The sequence below is a fragment of the Nostoc sp. ATCC 53789 genome, from assembly GCF_009873495.1.
GTDB classification, from domain to species: Bacteria; Cyanobacteriota; Cyanobacteriia; order Cyanobacteriales; family Nostocaceae; genus Nostoc; species Nostoc muscorum_A.
In genome coordinates, this window is record NZ_CP046703.1 from 4,263,510 (window position 1) to 4,282,186 (window position 18,677).

The 18,677-nt window shown below is 40.6% G+C and carries 15 protein-coding genes and 2 pseudogenes; 7 read left to right on the forward strand and 10 right to left on the reverse strand.

The window, feature by feature from the left end; genetic code table 11:
- Positions 1-45 precede the first annotated feature (45 nt).
- Entirely contained in the window at positions 46-1,380 is a 1,335-nt protein-coding gene (locus GJB62_RS17495) for a pentapeptide repeat-containing protein (protein WP_114086234.1), read from the forward strand.
- Between the two features lie 219 nt (positions 1,381-1,599).
- Here the strand turns inward: GJB62_RS17495 and GJB62_RS17500 are convergent.
- The 4 genes and pseudogenes from GJB62_RS17500 to GJB62_RS17515 form a co-directional block, all read right to left on the reverse strand.
- Positions 1,600-2,214 (reverse strand): annotated as a pseudogene (locus tag GJB62_RS17500) (Uma2 family endonuclease).
- A 145-nt stretch (positions 2,215-2,359) separates the two neighbouring features.
- A complete protein-coding gene (locus GJB62_RS17505) occupies positions 2,360-2,980 on the reverse strand; it encodes a Uma2 family endonuclease (RefSeq protein WP_114086235.1) in 621 nt (206 codons plus the stop codon).
- A 241-nt stretch (positions 2,981-3,221) separates the two neighbouring features.
- Positions 3,222-3,998, reverse strand: coding sequence for a type I methionyl aminopeptidase (map, locus tag GJB62_RS17510; RefSeq protein ID WP_012410086.1), 777 nt, complete (start codon positions 3,996-3,998; stop codon positions 3,222-3,224).
- Positions 3,999-4,018: 20 nt separating this feature from the next.
- Positions 4,019-5,014: a Gfo/Idh/MocA family oxidoreductase gene (locus GJB62_RS17515; protein WP_114086236.1), complete on the reverse strand. Its 996-nt coding sequence runs from the start codon at positions 5,012-5,014 to the stop codon at positions 4,019-4,021.
- Positions 5,015-5,470: 456 nt separating this feature from the next.
- Here GJB62_RS17515 and GJB62_RS17520 point away from each other — a divergent pair, with 456 nt between their 5' ends.
- Entirely contained in the window at positions 5,471-5,770 is a 300-nt protein-coding gene (locus GJB62_RS17520) for a ferredoxin (RefSeq protein ID WP_012410088.1), read from the forward strand.
- Positions 5,771-6,434: 664 nt separating this feature from the next.
- Here the strand turns inward: GJB62_RS17520 and GJB62_RS37085 are convergent.
- A complete protein-coding gene (locus GJB62_RS37085; RefSeq protein WP_209271447.1) occupies positions 6,435-7,397 on the reverse strand; it encodes a transposase in 963 nt (320 codons plus the stop codon).
- 252 nt (positions 7,398-7,649) lie between these two features.
- A pseudogene (locus GJB62_RS17525) lies at positions 7,650-8,725 on the reverse strand (IS1634 family transposase).
- 360 nt (positions 8,726-9,085) lie between these two features.
- Here GJB62_RS17525 and GJB62_RS37090 point away from each other — a divergent pair.
- Positions 9,086-10,048 carry a transposase gene (locus GJB62_RS37090; protein ID WP_209271447.1) on the forward strand — a complete coding sequence of 321 codons (963 nt, stop codon included), beginning with the start codon at positions 9,086-9,088 and terminating at the stop codon, positions 10,046-10,048.
- 346 nt (positions 10,049-10,394) lie between these two features.
- Here GJB62_RS37090 and GJB62_RS17530 read toward each other — a convergent pair whose 3' ends face one another.
- On the reverse strand, positions 10,395-11,984 hold the full coding sequence (locus tag GJB62_RS17530; RefSeq protein ID WP_114084722.1) for a SpoIID/LytB domain-containing protein: 1,590 nt from the start codon (positions 11,982-11,984) through the stop codon (positions 10,395-10,397).
- A 241-nt stretch (positions 11,985-12,225) separates the two neighbouring features.
- Here GJB62_RS17530 and GJB62_RS17535 point away from each other — a divergent pair, with 241 nt between their 5' ends.
- The 4 genes from GJB62_RS17535 (at position 12,226) to GJB62_RS17550 (ending at position 15,048) form a co-directional block, all read left to right on the forward strand.
- Positions 12,226-12,489: a sulfiredoxin gene (locus GJB62_RS17535; RefSeq protein WP_012410090.1), complete on the forward strand. Its 264-nt coding sequence runs from the start codon at positions 12,226-12,228 to the stop codon at positions 12,487-12,489.
- A 207-nt stretch (positions 12,490-12,696) separates the two neighbouring features.
- Positions 12,697-13,188, forward strand: coding sequence for a Dps family protein (locus GJB62_RS17540; protein WP_012410091.1), 492 nt, complete (start codon positions 12,697-12,699; stop codon positions 13,186-13,188).
- Positions 13,189-13,380: 192 nt separating this feature from the next.
- A complete protein-coding gene (gene grpE / locus GJB62_RS17545; protein ID WP_114084721.1) occupies positions 13,381-14,025 on the forward strand; it encodes a nucleotide exchange factor GrpE in 645 nt (214 codons plus the stop codon).
- 696 nt (positions 14,026-14,721) lie between these two features.
- Positions 14,722-15,048: an STAS domain-containing protein gene (locus tag GJB62_RS17550; protein WP_114084717.1), complete on the forward strand. Its 327-nt coding sequence runs from the start codon at positions 14,722-14,724 to the stop codon at positions 15,046-15,048.
- Here the strand turns inward: GJB62_RS17550 and GJB62_RS17555 are convergent, their stop codons facing one another.
- The 3 genes from GJB62_RS17555 to GJB62_RS17565 all read right to left on the reverse strand — a co-directional run bounded on the left by GJB62_RS17555 (position 15,049) and on the right by GJB62_RS17565 (position 18,306).
- Positions 15,049-16,185, reverse strand: a complete 1,137-nt coding sequence (locus GJB62_RS17555; protein WP_114084716.1) for a SpoIIE family protein phosphatase — start codon at positions 16,183-16,185, stop codon at positions 15,049-15,051.
- A 405-nt stretch (positions 16,186-16,590) separates the two neighbouring features.
- Positions 16,591-17,358 (reverse strand): DUF1350 family protein, encoded by a 768-nt coding sequence (locus GJB62_RS17560; protein WP_114084715.1) that lies wholly within the window; start codon positions 17,356-17,358, stop codon positions 16,591-16,593.
- Between the two features lie 228 nt (positions 17,359-17,586).
- On the reverse strand, positions 17,587-18,306 hold the full coding sequence (locus tag GJB62_RS17565) for a hypothetical protein (protein WP_114084714.1): 720 nt from the start codon (positions 18,304-18,306) through the stop codon (positions 17,587-17,589).
- Between the last annotated feature and the right edge of the window lie 371 nt (positions 18,307-18,677).

Below are 18,677 nucleotides of genomic sequence, written 5' to 3' on the forward strand. Positions count from 1 at the left end.
GTAGAAACGCTGCATAACTTGGATTGAGAGGGCAAAATAGAAAACATGACGATTGAATCCGATTCCTCTAATCCACCAACCCCAGAACCAATACCTGAAAACGACTTGCAACCGGATGACTTTGATGGGAGTTCAACTGAGAAAAACCTAACCTCAGAAGTACTAGCGGCGATTGGGTCTTTACAATCTCCGCAACATACTATTGCTTTACAACAAGCCCGTTCTGACTTCAAACAACCCATTACTAGCCAATTCACAGTTAAGCCAAGGGCATTGCTAATTACTCTAATAGCGATCGCCATCACATTCATCGGAATTATCCTCAATAACTGGATCGTTGGCATTATCGGAACGCTGATAACTTTGCTGTTATCCTTAGCTATATTATTGCCTTGGTTCCAAGAAGTTTTAGATGAGTGGTTTTCACCCCAAGAACGCACCCTGTTTGTGGCCTTTTTGGGATTACTAGTAGCCATCATCGGTTTGATCAGGTTCACAGGTGTGGGCGATCGCTTACTTGTTTTAGGACGCAAAATTAACTGGGACATTGCTGGAACCCTAGCAGATTGGTTTGGTGCTTTGGGACAAATTCTGATCGCCATCATTGCTGTTTATGTAGCGTGGCGGCAATATGTTATTTCCAAAGACTTGACAATTCAGCAAAACCTGCTCACAGTTCAGCAAAATATTATCACCCAGCAACAGACCATTGATTCTTATTTCCAAGGCATTTCAGACTTGGTGTTAGATGAAGAAGGATTATTAGAAGATTGGCCTCAAGAAAGAGCGATCGCTGAAGGACGCACTGCGGCAATTTTGAGTAGCGTTGATGGTAGTGGTAAAGCGAAAATTCTCCGCTTTCTCTCACGTTCCAAGTTGCTGTCACCCTTAAAACGCGATCGCCTATTAGGTCGAGCCATTCTTGATGGGACTGGCGGGTATGCAGAAGACCGCCTCGAAGGTCTGCGTGTCATCGATTTAGGTGTAATGCTAGCCGCAGCAGACCTTTCCGGTACTGATTTACGTTGGACTGACCTCAGCGAAGCTAATCTTGTCCGCGCTAACCTGACCAGTTGTGACTTAGTAAAAGCCAACCTCTCCCGCACAATTTTATATAATGCTAATCTCACTGGTGCTGACATCAACGGTATTCGCCTATTCTACGGTTTAGTAGATAAAGCATCACCCCGTAGTCGGACTGAACCGCCAGATTATGAAACCGGTGAACAAACTGGCGCTGTAGTGGAAAATGCCGATTTCAGTAATGTGCAACGGATGTCTGAGTCTGCACGTTGCTACTGTTGTACTTGGGGTGGCGAAAAAACTAGAGCTACTATTCCTGGTGGTTGTGAAGGTATTCCTAATAAGTTGGGAAGATAGTTATAAAAAGGAGTCAGAATTCAGAAGTCAGAATTCAGAATTCAGAATACTCTAACTATAAGCCGATGATTCGGCTTGATTTTAAACCAATATTCAGACGTTCGCGGACTCGCTCTAAGCGCAGCCATGCCGCAGGCTTTACGCTGCGCTATCCGCTTTTTCGGTCAGGATTCATGCTGAATTCTGACTCCTGACTCCTGAATTCTGTTTTATAAAAAATTAGTTAGCTGCATTAAAAATCTGTTGTGCAGTTAAATTTAATTGGGGAAAAGTAGGTGATAAAATCGCCGCATTGCCTTGAAAGGCTGTCATTTGATATTCGCCATCAACTAATTCGCATACAAAAATAGTGGGTTGTTTGGGATTGCCGATGAACTTTCTTGCGCCCAATGCAGTATAATCAGCAATCCAATATTCGGGAATTCCCATTTCTTCGTAATCACTAAGCTTATTGTAATAATCATCTCGCCAGTTGGTTGAAACAACTTCAATAACGATTGGAACCGATGCTGCTTGGCTTACTGTTGACTGTTTTTGAAAAAGCGGTTCATTGTCGAGATTATCAAGATTTAGCAGCAACACATCAGGCGAATAAGCGGATTCGGCAGAAGGAGTTTGGATAAATGAAGTTTTGGGTATAGTTTAGGGAAGATTCAGGCGATCAAACTCGACAGTTAGCTTATGGGCTATAAATCCCACAACTTTTTTATGCGCTCCGGTTGGGGGTGGCATTTCAATAAATACTCCTTTGTGCAATTTATAGCGTTTAGCGTCATTGGGATACCATTCAATAAATTCGTTGAAGGTGAGTAATTTGGGCAATGATTGAGTCATAATCTTACCTCCATATATGTTTTACTTTATCATTTAATAAATATTGATTTTTCGGTGATGAAATTCGCACTTGTGTTTTTTATTAGCTTTAAAAAGTGTAAATGTTTATTCCCAAAGAATACGACGTGTTCCTCAATCTTTAACTCTAGCGACCCGCAAGAAATATCTGTTCTGCGGTCAGATTCAGGTCTGGAAACGTTTGGGAGATGAGGCGTTCTGTTCCTCTAAACTGTTGTGCTTGATAAGTTCCATCTAATAACTGATAAATCGTGATTGTAGGTTCTTTGGATAAGCCAATGTAGCGTTTGCCTCCTAGCCCTAGATAATCCGCGATCCAGTACTCCCCAATACCTAAAGCTTCGTAGTCTTCCACTTTCCGAGCATAATCATTCTGCCAATTAGTACTGACAACTTCTACTACTAACTTTACAGACTTGCCTAGTGTAATAACTGGCTCAGTTTTCCATAATGGTTCATTTGCCAAACTTGTCTGATCAAGAATCACAACATCGGGTCTAAAGGCTGAATTTTGACCTAATGGCTTAATTAGGCATTTCATGGGAATAAACCAAGGCAAGTTGAGCAGATCAATTGCTACGTTAAGCTTACGATTAATTAACCCAGCAACCTGTTCATGAAGTCCAGTCGGTTCCAAGTCGATTATTTCTCCGTCAATTAACTCGTAGCGTCCATCATCCAGATAGCCAGCAACGAATGCCTCAGAGTTAATATTACCTGTATTAACAGTGGCTAAGACCATAGACATTTGTCCTTCCAGGTTAAGAACAAGAGCAGTAATACCTGCTCTTGATTATTCTAACTATCTTTGATTAGGCAATTGACTAATATGCTTCAAAATCTGGAGTACACTATACAACTCATTGCTCCGGTTATAGACATCAAAAAAACTCTAATCCATAGAACAATATTACTTGCTTTAGTGTGATATTTTCCGCAGCAACAGTTAGAGCCATTATGTTAATTCAATAGTAGAAAAACCTACCAGTTTAGTAATTCTCGCCTTCAGGTAGGGTGAGGATTTCAACACCATCTTCAGTTACAGCTAAGGTATGCTCACATTGAGCAGAAAGCTTGCGATCGCGCGTTACCGCAGTCCACTTGTCGCTGAGAACTTCGACTTCGTAAGTACCTTCATTAATCATTGGCTCAATAGTAAAAACCATCCCCGGTCTGAGGCGCTTACCCTTACCGCGAGTACCATAATGAGGAACATCCGGCGCAGTGTGGAAAATGTTACTGATGCCGTGTCCAACAAAATCTCGCACTACAGAAAAACCTTGCCCTTCAGCATACTCTTGAATAGCTGCACCAATATCGCCAATCCGTCCCCCAGGTTTTACTTCAGCAATACCCAGGCGCAAACACTCTTCTGTCACTTCTACCAGCTTTCTCGTTTTTGGGGAAGGAGTGCCAACAAAAAATGTCTTGGATGTATCGCCGTGATACCCTTCAACAATTGGCGTTACATCGATATTAATAATGTCACCGTCTTTGAGAATCTGCTTGGCGTTAGGAATACCATGACAAATTACCTCATTTACACTAGTGCAAATCGATTTTGGATAACCCTTATAGCCAAGAGGTGCGCTTTTTGCTCCATGCGCTTGCGTCCAACGTTCGGCTTCATCATTTAGTTCTAGAGTGCTAACCCCTGGCTTCACAAACGGTTCGAGATGCTGGAGAAGTTTGGCTGCTAAACGCCCAGCTTGACGCATTTTCTCTATTTCTCGTTGGGATAAAATAACAATTAGTTCAGTTTTCATTAACTTTTATCTAGACAAATTTACATAAACATAGTGAACCCTGTCTGTGCAGCTCTTTGAGCAGCATCAGCAACCTTTAAGGTATACAAACTCTGCTCTGGAGTAACGTACAAAGGAGTGCCATCAAAAAGATGGTCTAACACCATAGCTGTGTCTTTGGCAAACAAACCCCGGCGAGGGCCAACCTCTATAGATGTTGTTTCCCCTGGCTGGATGAAAATTCCTGTGTCGCCATCAAAGACTAAACCACCTTTTTCACCGTGAACTTCAAACTTGCGTTCTGATTGCCAAATACTTTCGCCTTTGCCATACACTACTTGGGCTAAAAGTCCACTGTTAAAGCACAGTTCACTAGTGCAGAAACAGGTTTGGTAATATTCCGGTTCTATTTCCCAATATCGCTGATGACAGTTAACAGTAAATACTGTACCAAATAAATCGATGAGGCGATGTAGGCGAGACAGGGCCCCAATTAAGGGAAAACCGAACAACTCGTGGTTATAAGTCCATTTACGGGGTGCAGGATTTTGGGGATTGATGGTGCTGTAGCGAGCATAAAACACTTCACCAACTTTGGCTAAGTTTTGCTTCAAGGCTTGATGCAAACCACCCAAAAGTTCTAGGTGTTCTACGTGCAAGAGTTTTTTTTGTGCTTTGGCTAGGGCAATCAGTTCGTCTGCTTCGACTACATCCAACGAAAGGGGATACTCTATAATTACATGTTTGCCATTGGTAAGTGCTGCACGAGCGATCGCACCATGATCTCGATTAACAGTGCAAATCACTACTAGGTCTACATCTTCACGCTCTACTAGCTCTTGCCAAGAACTTAATGCTTTAATCTGGTACTCTCTGACAAAGGCTTCTGTTTTTTCTGCGGTATGACCAACAACCGCTATCAACTGCGATCGCTCATCATGGAGCAATGCTTCAGCCCGGAACTTTGCCGCATACCCAGTACCTACCAAACCTACACGCACTCTTGCTTTTTCCAAAGCTGCTCCTGAATTATACATTGATCATTTTATATAAAAACTTGGCACAAACTCATTATGTGACCTGCTTAAAAATCGGTTTTTGTTAGTCTTGAAATTTTCGGAGTTGTTGCAGGAAGTTTCTTGATTTCCAACTTCCTCAAGTTTCTTGATTGTCTTGACAAAAGTCCGAGCTTATGGATGATAAAACCTTGCTGCAAATTTAAATAACATCAAATTTAATCATGCTTTCTTAGCTAGAGCATAGTTTTTTATTATCACAGCTCAACTAGGGCAGTAAATACATAAATAAAACTTATCGGGATTAAGCAACTAAATTTCATTACTAATCGGGTTCAATTTCGAGTTACATAGTTTAATTTTTCTCGTAGTATCAGAATTGAAGCAAATATAAACTAGCGGCTAATTCTCAAGAACAGCCGCGACCTTTGGCTTAAGATAACTTATACTGCCGTTCACAAAAGAGAGGATAACTCAATGCCAACTTATAAAGTGACACTAATCAACGAGGCTGAAGGGCTGAACACAACCCTTGATGTTGAGGACGATACCTATATTCTAGACGCAGCTGAAGAAGCTGGTATTGACCTGCCCTACTCTTGCCGTGCTGGTGCTTGCTCTACCTGTGCAGGTAAACTCGTATCAGGTACTGTCGATCAAGGCGATCAATCATTCTTAGATGACGATCAAATAGAAGCTGGATATGTACTGACCTGTGTTGCTTACCCAACTTCTAATGTGACAATCGAAACTCACAAAGAAGAAGAACTCTATTAAGAGCAAAACTAAATAGCCAAATACCTATTTCTATTGGTGATTATAGTTGCTCGAACATTTGGACTGAGCGATCGCTCAATGTTGCAAGACTAAACATCAAGTTGTGTGTGCCTTTTAAAGCCACTTTGACAAAAAGCCTGATTTCATGTTGAGCAGGAACACAGTAAATTTAGTGTTCCTGCTTAATTTTTTGAGTATGAAATTCCCCTCTGCTCTTTTGCTTTTTGTTGAGTCCTGATACCTACCTAAAGATAGAGGCAGGAGGTAGGAGGTAGAAATTTTTTCTATCTAATTTTGAGCGATTAAACCTCATCTATGTTGAAACCAAGAGTTTTTTAAAAGATATATCTATGTAGCGACTGTCTTAAAAGTCAAGCGATCGTTAACAAAAAAACGTGGGTTGGAGCATTGACGCAACAGAGGAACGCTGCGCTAGATTCGGCGGTGTCTGGTACGGGCTAGAAGACTTATGGCTTGTAGTCTAGATAGTCAAAGCCCGCACCAGACACTCCGCTTCGCCGCCGAATCTTCCTCGGTTGCTGGATTTCTCGTGTAGGCAAAAACAGCATGAAAAATTTACCCCAGTTATAGGGGAGCATCAATGCGGATGCCGTACATTGCTGGCTCTGGGCATCAAGCAAAGTATAAAAAGGTTGACTTGTGATTAAACATTGACAATTGGTTTAAAGTTGTCAGTTAGACACCAAGGCAAATTATCTCGAACCATTGCATTTAAAATGACTAACATCTTATGAACGCAAGCAGTTAGGGCCAATTTTTTGGATTTACCACGTTCGACAAGGCGCTGATAAAAGGCTTTGATAACGGGATTATGACGCATAGCAACCACAGCACCCATATAAAGAGTCGCTCGAACATGGGCACGACCACCATTAATCATCCGCTTACCTTTGTGTTGACCACTATCATGATTGATCGGTGCAACACCAACTAAACGAGAGATTTGTTTGGCAGTTAATTGACCGAGTTCTGGTAAGTCAGAAACGAGGGTAGTAGAAATAACTTGACCAATACCAGGAGTAGTTTTGAGTAAATTGACTTTATCAATCCATTGTTGATTATTTTGCGTCAATTCCTGAATTTGTTGATTGAGCTGTTTGAGACGCTCTTCAAGATATTCAATATGAGCCTCAATATCTGCTAATGCTTTACCACGGGCACGCGCCCGACGATTTTTCTCAGCAGTCTGCATCTCGACTAACTGTCTTCTGCGACTAATTAATTCGCCCAGTTGACGCGCTGTTTCAGATTCAATTGCTAACACCTGGGGTTTCATTGCTTCCCCAAAGTGTGCCAAAATTTGTGCATCAATAGCATCAGTTTTTGCCAACCGACCTGTGGCTTTCGCAAAATCTCTTCCAAGGCGTGGATTAATTAATGCTACTGGTAAAAGTGCTGCCTGCAATTGGATAATAAGTTCTGTTTCTAATCCTCCTGTTGCTTCTAACACAATCAGATTTAAATCAAATGATTTGAGTTGTTCTACTAGATGAGATATTTCTACTTCTGTATTAGCAACTTTCAATGCTTTACCCATTGGACGGATATAAACATCGAGAGTTGCTTTACTCACATCAATGCCTACCCATTGAGAAATATTTTCCATATTTCACTCTCAACTAATTTCTGTACCCTGTTTTGAATTCATCCCCTTGATTTAACTCATCCTTGCCCGATACGGACTGTATACTTTAAATATCAGCGTTTAAAGCTTTGACCCCGGCGACTGTTCGAGTTCTGTCAAAGAGATTGTTGTAGTGACCCATGCTACGAAGCGGTCTATTATGACCAAGGTTGGGACGGTCTACTACTATTTCTAAGATACAAGGTTGGGTGCAGCCCACATTCCGCAGGTTAGTTAAGAAAGAAGATAATATTTTCGACAAGGAGCGCCAAAAAACTGAAGAATCCATTGCCTTTCATGGGTTAAGTTGGCAATTTGCTTGATTTGGGAGACGGTAACCAAATGAATTGACATAAAACATTGGAACACCCAACGTAAGGTGGGAGTAGAAGTTGGTTTACCCAACTGATTATCAATAGTTTTTTTTGCCCGTTCTAAGGCTTGACGTAAAGCTCTTTGACCCAGACTATAAACAAGCAAGCACAAACCCATAATCATTGCTAATGCGGCAACTCGCTCAGTCGAATTGAGAAAGACACTGGAAGTAAAAAATAAAGGGTCTTTGAGAAATCGGAAACCACGCTCAGTAGACTGCTGTGCCTTATATTCACGTAAAACATCTTCATCGCTGAGTTCTTCGGCATCGAGGACATTGGTCGCTAAAATAAATCTTCCAGCGCGTTTGGTTTCGATGGCGATGGCTATTTCCTTGGGTTCTAGCGTGGCATCGACTTGGTAGTAAAAGGTAGGGGCAGCATCCTTACTGGGTCTACCACGTCCAGTATGTTTTTTTACTTCCTTAACCTGGATATTAGCCAGTTGGTGTAAGGGCAACTTAGAACTGAGCCGTTGTGCCGCAATCAGAGCATCTTTTGAGCAAGCAAATTCTTGGTTTGACAACTGCCGAAGTTCGGATTGGGCAACTGATAACTTTTTAATTAAACGTTTTTCCAACTGCTTGAGGTCAGCTTCTTTTCTGGCTTGACTTTCGTTAGTCCCGCCTCATATAATTGGTCCAATACTCGACCCAAACGGTCATCGTTTAAGTGTTCTGGACGTATTCCTTCTCCTAAAAGATGCTCGGTAGCTTTGCCTACGAAAAACTTTTCAAACAAATATAACGGCGCACTCACGAATCCTAATCCGTTTAAAATCATTGCTTTTACAACTTGACCTGCACTGATGATTTCTTGAGAGTGAGTTCCCAGCAGTCGGTTAATTTGTTCTACTAAATTCATCTCATCACAGATGCCTGCGACTATGCCGCAGTGGTCAATATCCTGTACCCTGATATTTAATGATGCTGTCATGCTTCTAAAATGCAGCATTTAGGTCATTTTCAAAAATACAGCATTTACGAGCGCACCTGCGGAATCTGGGGTGCAGCGCTAGCGTAACCCAACATAAAATTTGGTGGTAATGTTGGGTTGCGTTTCACTCCACCCAACCTTGTATCTTAGAAATAGTAGTAGACCGTCCCAACCTTGGTCATAATAGACCGCTTCGTAGCATGGGTCACTACAACAATCTCTTTGACAGAACTCGAACAGTCGCCGGGGTCAAAGCTTTAAACGCTGATATTTAAAGTATACAGTCCGTATCGGGCAAGGATGAGTTAAATCAAGGGGATGAATTCAAAACAGGGTACAGAAATTAGTTGAGAGTGAAATATGGAAAATATTTCTCAATGGGTAGGCATTGATGTGAGTAAAGCAACTCTCGATGTTTATATCCGTCCAATGGGTAAAGCATTGAAAGTTGCTAATACAGAAGTAGAAATATCTCATCTAGTAGAACAACTCAAATCATTTGATTTAAATCTGATTGTGTTAGAAGCAACAGGAGGATTAGAAACAGAACTTATTATCCAATTGCAGGCAGCACTTTTACCAGTAGCATTAATTAATCCACGCCTTGGAAGAGATTTTGCGAAAGCCACAGGTCGGTTGGCAAAAACTGATGCTATTGATGCACAAATTTTGGCACACTTTGGGGAAGCAATGAAACCCCAGGTGTTAGCAATTGAATCTGAAACAGCGCGTCAACTGGGCGAATTAATTAGTCGCAGAAGACAGTTAGTCGAGATGCAGACTGCTGAGAAAAATCGTCGGGCGCGTGCCCGTGGTAAAGCATTAGCAGATATTGAGGCTCATATTGAATATCTTGAAGAGCGTCTCAAACAGCTCAATCAACAAATTCAGGAATTGACGCAAAATAATCAACAATGGATTGATAAAGTCAATTTACTCAAAACTACTCCTGGTATTGGTCAAGTTATTTCTACTACCCTCGTTTCTGACTTACCAGAACTCGGTCAATTAACTGCCAAACAAATCTCTCGTTTAGTTGGTGTTGCACCGATCAATCATGATAGTGGTCAACACAAAGGTAAGCGGATGATTAATGGTGGTCGTGCCCATGTTCGAGCGACTCTTTATATGGGTGCTGTGGTTGCTATGCGTCATAATCCCGTTATCAAAGCCTTTTATCAGCGCCTTGTCGAACGTGGTAAATCCAAAAAATTGGCCCTAACTGCTTGCGTTCATAAGATGTTAGTCATTTTAAATGCAATGGTTCGAGATAATTTGCCTTGGTGTCTAACTGACAACTTTAAACCAATTGTCAATGTTTAATCACAAGTCAACCTTTTTATACTTTGCTTGATGCCCAGAGCCAGCAATGTACGGCATCCGCATTGATGCTCCCCTATAACTGGGGTAAATTTTTCATGCTGTTTTTGCCTACACGAGAAATCCAGCAACCGAGGAAGATTCGGCGGCGAAGCGGAGTGTCTGGTGCGGGCTTTGACTATCTAGACTACAAGCCATAAGTCTTCTAGCCCGTACCAGACACCGCCGAATCTAGCGCAGCGTTCCTCTGTTGCGTCAATGCTCCAACCCACGTTTTTTTGTTAACGATCGCTTGACTTTTAAGACAGTCGCTACAAAACTACGGTTCTCAAAGTAGACGAGGTTTAGCTTAGAGTTTAATCTCTTTGTTGAGAATTTGAATCTGAGTACCAGGATAATAAAATTGGAGAATTTTGGGACTTGACCAACCTAGTTTTGCTAGATTTTGAGCGCCAGTTTGACTCAAGCCAACTCCATGTCCTAATCCACCACCAATAAAAGCGTATCCCCACAGTTCTGGTTTGCCTTTATTCAGAGGTTCTAGGTAAAAAAGCGTGCTTGTAGGAGCAGCAAAGGCGCTGCGAACTTCGTCTTTGTGAAGAATAAAGGTGCTTTTATCAGTTTTAACTGCGAGTTCCAGAATGCGTCCACTCTCGCTTCGCTTCACCACTGCCATAGCCTGAATTGTCTTAAATTTGGCATGAGGACTGTTTTTTACCTGCAAAAATTTTTGCAAGTCCTTGATAATATCCTCTAAACGGGTTTCCCTGCGCCAACGAAAAGCATCCCATTTGCTCTCATTAAATCCCTGTTGGATATTAATAAATTTCTGGAAGTTCTTTTCATCTGCCAAACTCTGCTTAGACAAGTTCCAAAAATTAGTCGCAGCATCTACTACAGGGCGCAAATAGGGACGATCGTCGCCATTCCAGACATCGCTGAAGGAAGCAGTAACACCACCTGTAGTAGAAGAATACAGGGCATCTACGAGTTCGTTTTTATAAGTTACTACCTTACCCCTGGTGGAGGCGATCGCTTGGTCTGTTTTAGCAGCCGCTCCATTTAGCCCATAATAAACTTGGCAGTGAGTATCGGCACACAACTGATAGTTATCTGCGGCAAACCTGCGTAAATTTCTTAAAGCATAAGTCCGGGCGAGAATTGCTTGGGCTTCTAGCGCCGCTTTTGGTGCATCCGTTCCTATTTCGTAAGGCACAACCCCACGTAAATAAGTTTCTAAGGGGACTTGGTTAACTAAAGTGTATGTGCCGTAAGCATTTGGCTGTAAATTCAGTTGTCCAGAATAAAGACGAGCATTTTCTGGTTTTTCGCTTTTATTGACCCGAATCAAGTTTTTATCAGTGCTAATTTCCAAATCATTTGGGCTATAGCGTTTACCATCCACCACCCAACTAACTTGCGGCACTTGTTTTAAAACTTTAGTATCAAGATATACTTTATCTTTATTAGAAGCTTGAATGTTCTGCAATAGTAAGCGTCGCAATAAAGGAGTGCTATAAACATCTCGTTTAGCCCAAACCTGCCAGCGTTCTGGCTGGGCGATTTCCACTTCTATTCCCTGAGAACGCCATTTGTTAGCACTATCTTCCGCAGTTTCAAAAGTACGGTATGTGCCTAAAACTACCATTTCTTCAACTGCTGGCTGGGGTAAAGCTTGCATAACTGTTTCCAGTTTTACAGGATTCTTTGTCACCAGGATTTGCTGCTTGTTACCCGCTTGAAATTTTAGCTTTAAGCGATCGCCTTTTGTAGGTTCCAGTTGCAGTTTTGCTGTGGGTTGTGAACCAAATCGCTGCACAATCCCAATTTTCAGTCCTATATCCTGGATGTTACTCTCAGGGCCTGATGCAGCAGTCAGTCCCAATAGACAAAATGTTGTCAGCACAGTGTGGGAAAAACGCCAAAACAAAAATTTCATGGCTACCTGATAGCGTACCCCTACGGGAAAGCAAGCTACGCGCAGCATATCGAGCTTCTTTTGCCCCCTAATGCGGCGTTGGAGCTTATTTTCCAATTGCTTTGCAGTGCGGTCTTTTTGTCGCATGAGCGCTCCAATGATACCATTACCAGTTTTGCCCCAAACATAGGTTGCAAAACGAAGTCATAACGACTATGATTTATTTAGAGACACAAAATAGAACTAGTTGGATAAACTCCTTATGGTTAGAGTCCAAGAAATTCCATTAAATCAGATAAAACGGCCATTGCCCCGTGCAAACGATCCAAATAAAGTGCAAGCCTTAATGGAATCGATTGCGGAGATTGGGCAGCAAGAACCTATCGATGTCCTAGAAGTAGATGGACAATATTATGGCTTTTCTGGTTGCCATCGGTATGAAGCTTGCCAGCGTTTAGGCAAAGAAACCGTTTTAGCCAGAGTTCGTAAAGCACCCCGTAGCGTTTTAAAGATGCACTTGGCATAGAGAATGAGATAGGGAGGCAGGGGGCAGAGGGGGACAAGGGGGACAAGGGGGACAAGGGGACAAGGGGACAAGGGGGACAAGGGGACAAGGGGACAAGGGGACAAGGGGACAAGGGGGACAAGGGGGACAAGGGGGAAAATGAAAATAACCATGCCCAATTCCCAATTCCCCATGCCCAATTACATATAACCTAATTAGGAGAAAATTATGTCATCAAAAGTAACAGTCAAAAATGTAAATATCGGCATTGACGAGGCTAGTAGGGCTAAAATTGCCGAGGGTTTATCTCGTCTGTTGGCTGACACTTATACACTTTATCTGAAAACTCATAACTTCCATTGGAATGTAACGGGGCCGATGTTCCAAACCTTACATTTGATGTTTGAAACCCAGTATACAGAATTAGCTTTAGCGGTTGATTTAATAGCTGAGAGAATTAGAGCGCTTGGCTATCCCGCACCAGGAACCTACAGCGAATATGCCAAACTGAGTTCGATTCCAGAAACTCCTGGGGTTCCGAAAGCTGTTGAGATGATCCGCTTATTAGTGGAAGGACAAGAAGCCGTAGTCAGAACTGCACGGTCTATTTTCCCCGTGATAGAGGAAGTTAACGACGAGCCTACTGCCGATTTATTAACTCAACGGATGCAAGTACACGAAAAAACCGCTTGGATGTTGAGAAGTTTACTGGAAGAATAGGAATTAGGGAATAGGAATTAGGGAATAGGGCATTGGGAATTGAGAAAAAACTTAATCACCAATACCCATGCCCAATCCCCACTTGCCCTGAGCGGAGCCGTTCGCGTAGCGTCTCGCAGAGAAGGGATACCCAGTCCCCAATACCCACTTGCCTTGAGCGGAGCCGAAGGGATGCCCAATACCCAATGCCCAATGCCCAATACCCACTTGTTGCAAGATTTAATGCAACAAGTGGGTATTTCTAGTTTTAAAGCGCTGAGTCGAGCTGCTGGTGTTTCAGAACGGCAACTTTTGCGGTTACGCCAAGGAAAGTTAGAGCAAATGCGGGTAGATGTGCTGCTGAAGCTGTCACCAGTGCTACAGATGCCATTGAATGAATTAATCGCAACTTTTTCAACTGTAGAGTTATTACAAGAGAAAGCAGCGCCCAGTCAGGAATTGTTACAAGAGATTACAGACTTAAGAAAAGAGTATCAGCGATCGCAGCTTCAACTAGAACAGCAGCGAGAGATATTACTACAAGAACTCCAGCAGTCAACTTTACAACTGCTGGAGTCTTTATTATTGCAATGGCCAACAGCAGCGCAGAAAGCCCAAGAGAATCCACAGCTAGCAGCAGTGAAAATAGTACCATTAGTGCAGAAACCTCTGGAAAAGCTTTTACAGGCGTGGGGAGTCGAAGCGATCGCACCAGTGGGAGCAGAATTACCTTATAATCCCCAACTACACCAACTGATGGAGGGAACTTCATTACCTGGAGAAATAGTCAAGGTGCGCTACACTGGATATCTTCAAGGTGAGAAGCTGCTTTACAGAGCTAAAGTCAGTCCTGTTTGAGGGAGTTAGGGGTTAGGAGTTATAAGTTCATAACTCTTTACTTTTTATGCTGTCTGTTGAAAAATGACAAATATTGGGAATACTAAAATTGCAGATGCGATCGCCTCTGAGAAGTTCTGTTAAAGCGTTGGTGTAGGTTTAAGCTTACTTGGCGCTGTTGAAACCGAAATTTTTAGCTCTAGAGCGGCATTCCAGAGATAAATTATTTCCATAATGTAAGTAATCGGACATAAATAAAAAAATATTTAGGAAATAATCTGAAAAGTCATAACTTCAGCTTGTAGATCAGTAGATAGCTACATCAATGAGATGAAAGTAAGTTGGCGTTAAAAATCAATATCTGTGATAAAACATAAAATCAGCAAAAGCTTGAAAATTGGTTATTCCAATGTTTTTACACAATTAAACATACATGGGTTTTATCATGCCAACTTACCAATTTTGTTATTTATAGTTAGTCTGTTCGGAGTAGAAAAAATATACTTAATTAAGCTAGTATTTTTTTTATAATTACAAAAACATTATATTTAAATAGTTATAATGAATCTTCATCTATACAGATTAGTTATCATTTATTACTCAATTTTTAATGTTAGATTTAGTCTTGAAAGCATTTTTAAATGCTCTATGATGGGTATATAATAGCGAAAATAGCGGCATCAGAGCATCATTTACACAAATAAGCGTGACATAATTATGAGAGAACAAGTAAAAGTTATTCAGCTCAGTGGTAATTTGAATGCCACAACTTCACAAGAATTTCGACAAAATATCACTGATATTTTAGAAACTGGTGCGAAAATTGTGTTAGTGGATTTTAAAGATGTAATATTTATGGATAGCTCAGGTTTAGGAGCTTTAGTGTTAGCTTTTAAAACCTTGCGGGCAGCAGATACTAAGCTTGTTCTCTGCTCAATTAATGAGCAAGTAAGGATATTATTTGAACTTACTAATATGGATAAAGTATTTGAAATATTCCCTAGCCAAGACGCATTTAATCAGGTTTTAGTATCCAATACATAATTAATCAAACTTCATTTGCAAAATAGATAAATCATCATCAAAAGCATCTTTGGAGTTCAGAGCAATTAAATAACTCAGTACATGATCGAGTTGGCAATCAACAGGATTTTGTAAGCTAACTAGTAGCTGAATAAAAGCATCCAAACTCCAAAGAGTGCCATCTGATTTAGTGATTTCATAAGCACCATCACTAAAAATGTAAAGGCTACTGAATTTTTCAATATTGTAAACCCCGTCAACATATTTTGCTTCTGGAAACATCCCAACTGGCATACCGGGGGTCTTCAAGAGTTGAACATCAGACTTTCTCGGTGATAAACCAGTTATTAAAACTGCTGGCGGATGACCTGCACTAGAATAAACTAATTGGCGGGTAATTCGATTGTAAACTCCGTACCAAATCGTAAAGTATTTGTCATTTTGATAATTCATCTGGAAGGTATCATTCAAAGCCTTCAACACATCACTAGGTTGATAGTAATTCAGACTTTTGAGCGCACGAGAACGCAGCAGATTCAGCACTGAAACTGAGGGAAGAGTAGCTTTGAGTCCATGTCCCGCAGTATCGAGTAAATAAATTGCTAGATAATCGTCATCAAGCCAATAGTAATCGAAACAGTCACCACCGAGTTGCCGCGAGGGAATAAATCGAAAATTTATATTGAAAGGTTCAGTCATAGGAAAAGGCAGCAGCGATCGCACATATTCTGCTGCTTCTGACATTTCTGATTCTAAAAGCAACTTTTGAGCCTGCAAATCCCTACTCAACTGATGCAGGCGTAACCCCGCTCTTACCCGCGCTTGTAATTCATTATGCTCGATAGGTTTGGAAATAAAATCATCAGCACCAGCATCTAGACCTTTGACGCAATCGGCAACTGAGTCTAAGGATGTTAATAAAATAAAGAATGTGGTAAAAAATCTGGGATCTGCCTTAATACGCTGGCAGACTTCCAGACCAGTTAACCCCGGCATAATCCAATCACAAATAATTAGTGCTGGATGGCAAGCTAGCGCTTTTTCTATTCCTTCCTCGCCACTACTGGCAGTAACTACTTCATAACCCTGTTTTTCCAACATCCTTTTCAAAAGTATTTTTATGGAATAATCATCATCAATTATTAGTATTTGGAACATAGCAATTTCTCAGAAAAACTCATTAATAATTTGGTGAAAAGATAGAAATTAAAAAATAATTTTAATTAATTAGTTACTAATAAAACAGTTTTCTTTTTCATGAAGTACAAAGCTACGGGTTTTAATGTGGGAGGCAGAAACTCTTTATATCTAAATTTTTATTCCTAAATTATGTACTTAGTTGCAACCTGCTGTATTTCTGTATTAATAAGTAGGACAGCGTAAACAATTCAAAGTTTGCTGTAAGGGTTTTAGACCTACTTTGTTCGCATAGCCTCTCGTGAAGAATAAAAAGCTGAAACCTCCTACTATTAACTAATGCCAATATTATTACATTAGTTAATGTAACTGGAATTTTTCTATATTTCCCAGTAGAATTTATGGCTTTTTGACAGTCATAAAACGTTATGGAGGTGCAAGAGGATTCATCCACAACAGGATAGAACTTCTTAACTGGTTCAAGTCGCGGTATGCTTCTTGCTTGAACCATTGCCCTAATGCATCAAAGGGGGTAAAAGACGTTCCAGTTTGCCATTTAATATCTTGACCTAAAGGCGTTGTATGATTTCCTGGTAACGTTTGTGCTGTCACCATGTCATCAAAGCGTTCTTGTAATATTTTGGTTAAAGCTGCTGATTGGTCAATGGTGTCATTACTAAACTTTATTAATAAATTACGTCGGATAGTGTAACGCTCTTGGACAAGCTTGTTAGTTTCCAACGGTGAGGGAGTAAACTCGATTTTCAAAGTAGAATTGAACTGTTCTACTAGGGGAATAGCTTCTTTGGCGGCGTAGTTGTTGAAGGATATTAAAATATTGCCTGCACGTTCTACTTTAAAGAGGCTACCAATTAGCAAGTGAAGTTTACAGCCCATACTGTGTCCAAGACCATAGATGGGGAAGTAAAGCTTGCGTAATGCTCCAGAATCATGTAATCGTTCCAGGGTGCGGTCAAAGTTTAACAGTACGGATTTTGCGATCGCTGTATGATCCAATGTATTGACAAAAGGCGTAGCAATTACAACATAGCCTTTACTTGCCAGTTGTTCCAGTAACCAGCGATAAGTGATGTGTGGTGCAGTGGCGACAAATGCACCTCCTAAAAAATGGATGATACCTATGGGATTTCGGGGAATGATTACCCAGTTACCTCTGACTTCTTTCCAGTCCATGCCGATAAGCGATCACTTTCTTGATATTCTTTATGTTAGACCGGGGATCGCTACCGTGGGAAGGATTATGGAAAAAGCTACGAACAATTGGTAATTAAATTACAGTTGAGGTCTAAATCTCCATCCATAATTGGGCTATCAGAAGAGGTTTCTTAGTCTGACCTATTTTTCGGTTACGAATTACGTTACTGAGTCTTGTCTGCGACATACTGCTCACGAACGAATTTTTTAACCTTGAGTCTGTAATCGTTTCATTTCGTGTTGTACATCTAATGCAATCTGTAAGGCTTCATTAAGCAACCTTCCATGCTCAGTAGCTTGTTCATTTACTTGCATGGCTGTTAAAGTTGCTAAATTGTTGACGAATAGTTCTGTATTACTAAGGATAAAGCTCTTATTTTCTCTCAAAATCCTTTCTGTCTTCAAAGCGCGAACTAAATCAGCTTTAGTCAGATTAAGCGCTGCAAGAACACTCTCCCTTTCTTTTATCAGCACTTCTGGATTACCAGCTTCTTCTATTTGGTCATTGATATGTATTGCTCTAATTACAGTATTATATCTTTCAACATCGTTTAACAGGATTTGGAGAGATTTTGTCATGTTGAGCTTGACAATTTTACTTCTCTTTTTCCATATTAAATATAAAATACTTTGCGTCAGACCGCCAACCCAAAGACCTAATATAATTAATACTATCCAAGATGGAATTTCTATCCATGATACAAATATTTTTAGAATTATATCAAATAAAAGATAGCCAAAAACAAATGTAGCAAACCCAATAAAAACTACAGTTGCTCCTTCCGAACTTTTAATTTTTTGGATGTATAATTTTGCAAAATTTTTGAGAGGATTTGTAACGATTAAAAGTTGATCATTGACAGGTAAATTAGTCAGCTTTTGCAGTTCATCCTGACTAATTTCCAAGCCCTGTAAATCATCCCGCACAGCTTTTTAATCCTTGCCAGAATAGTTATTTAATCTAATATAGCAATCAAATTTCTAGAATGCTGGCATTTTGTCTAAACTTTTTTAAGCAAGTTAATACTTCTAGGCAATGCCAAGAGGTTTTGTACAATATGATACTCTTTTGCCCAGATAGCAAACCTATTTGAGTTGTGAAAATGAACCAACCGCCAATGTGCAGCGTCTCGTAGAGAAGAAAGCCAAGAAAAAAACGAGATCGGAAATAAATCAATTGCTTGTAAATGTGATAATGCAACGCGTTATTTTCCTGTTAAACAGCTATTTCTAGCTATAAAAAAGAATAATAGAAAAGTCCGTTTTTGCGGACTTTATTGTTTAGTTATAAATAATTG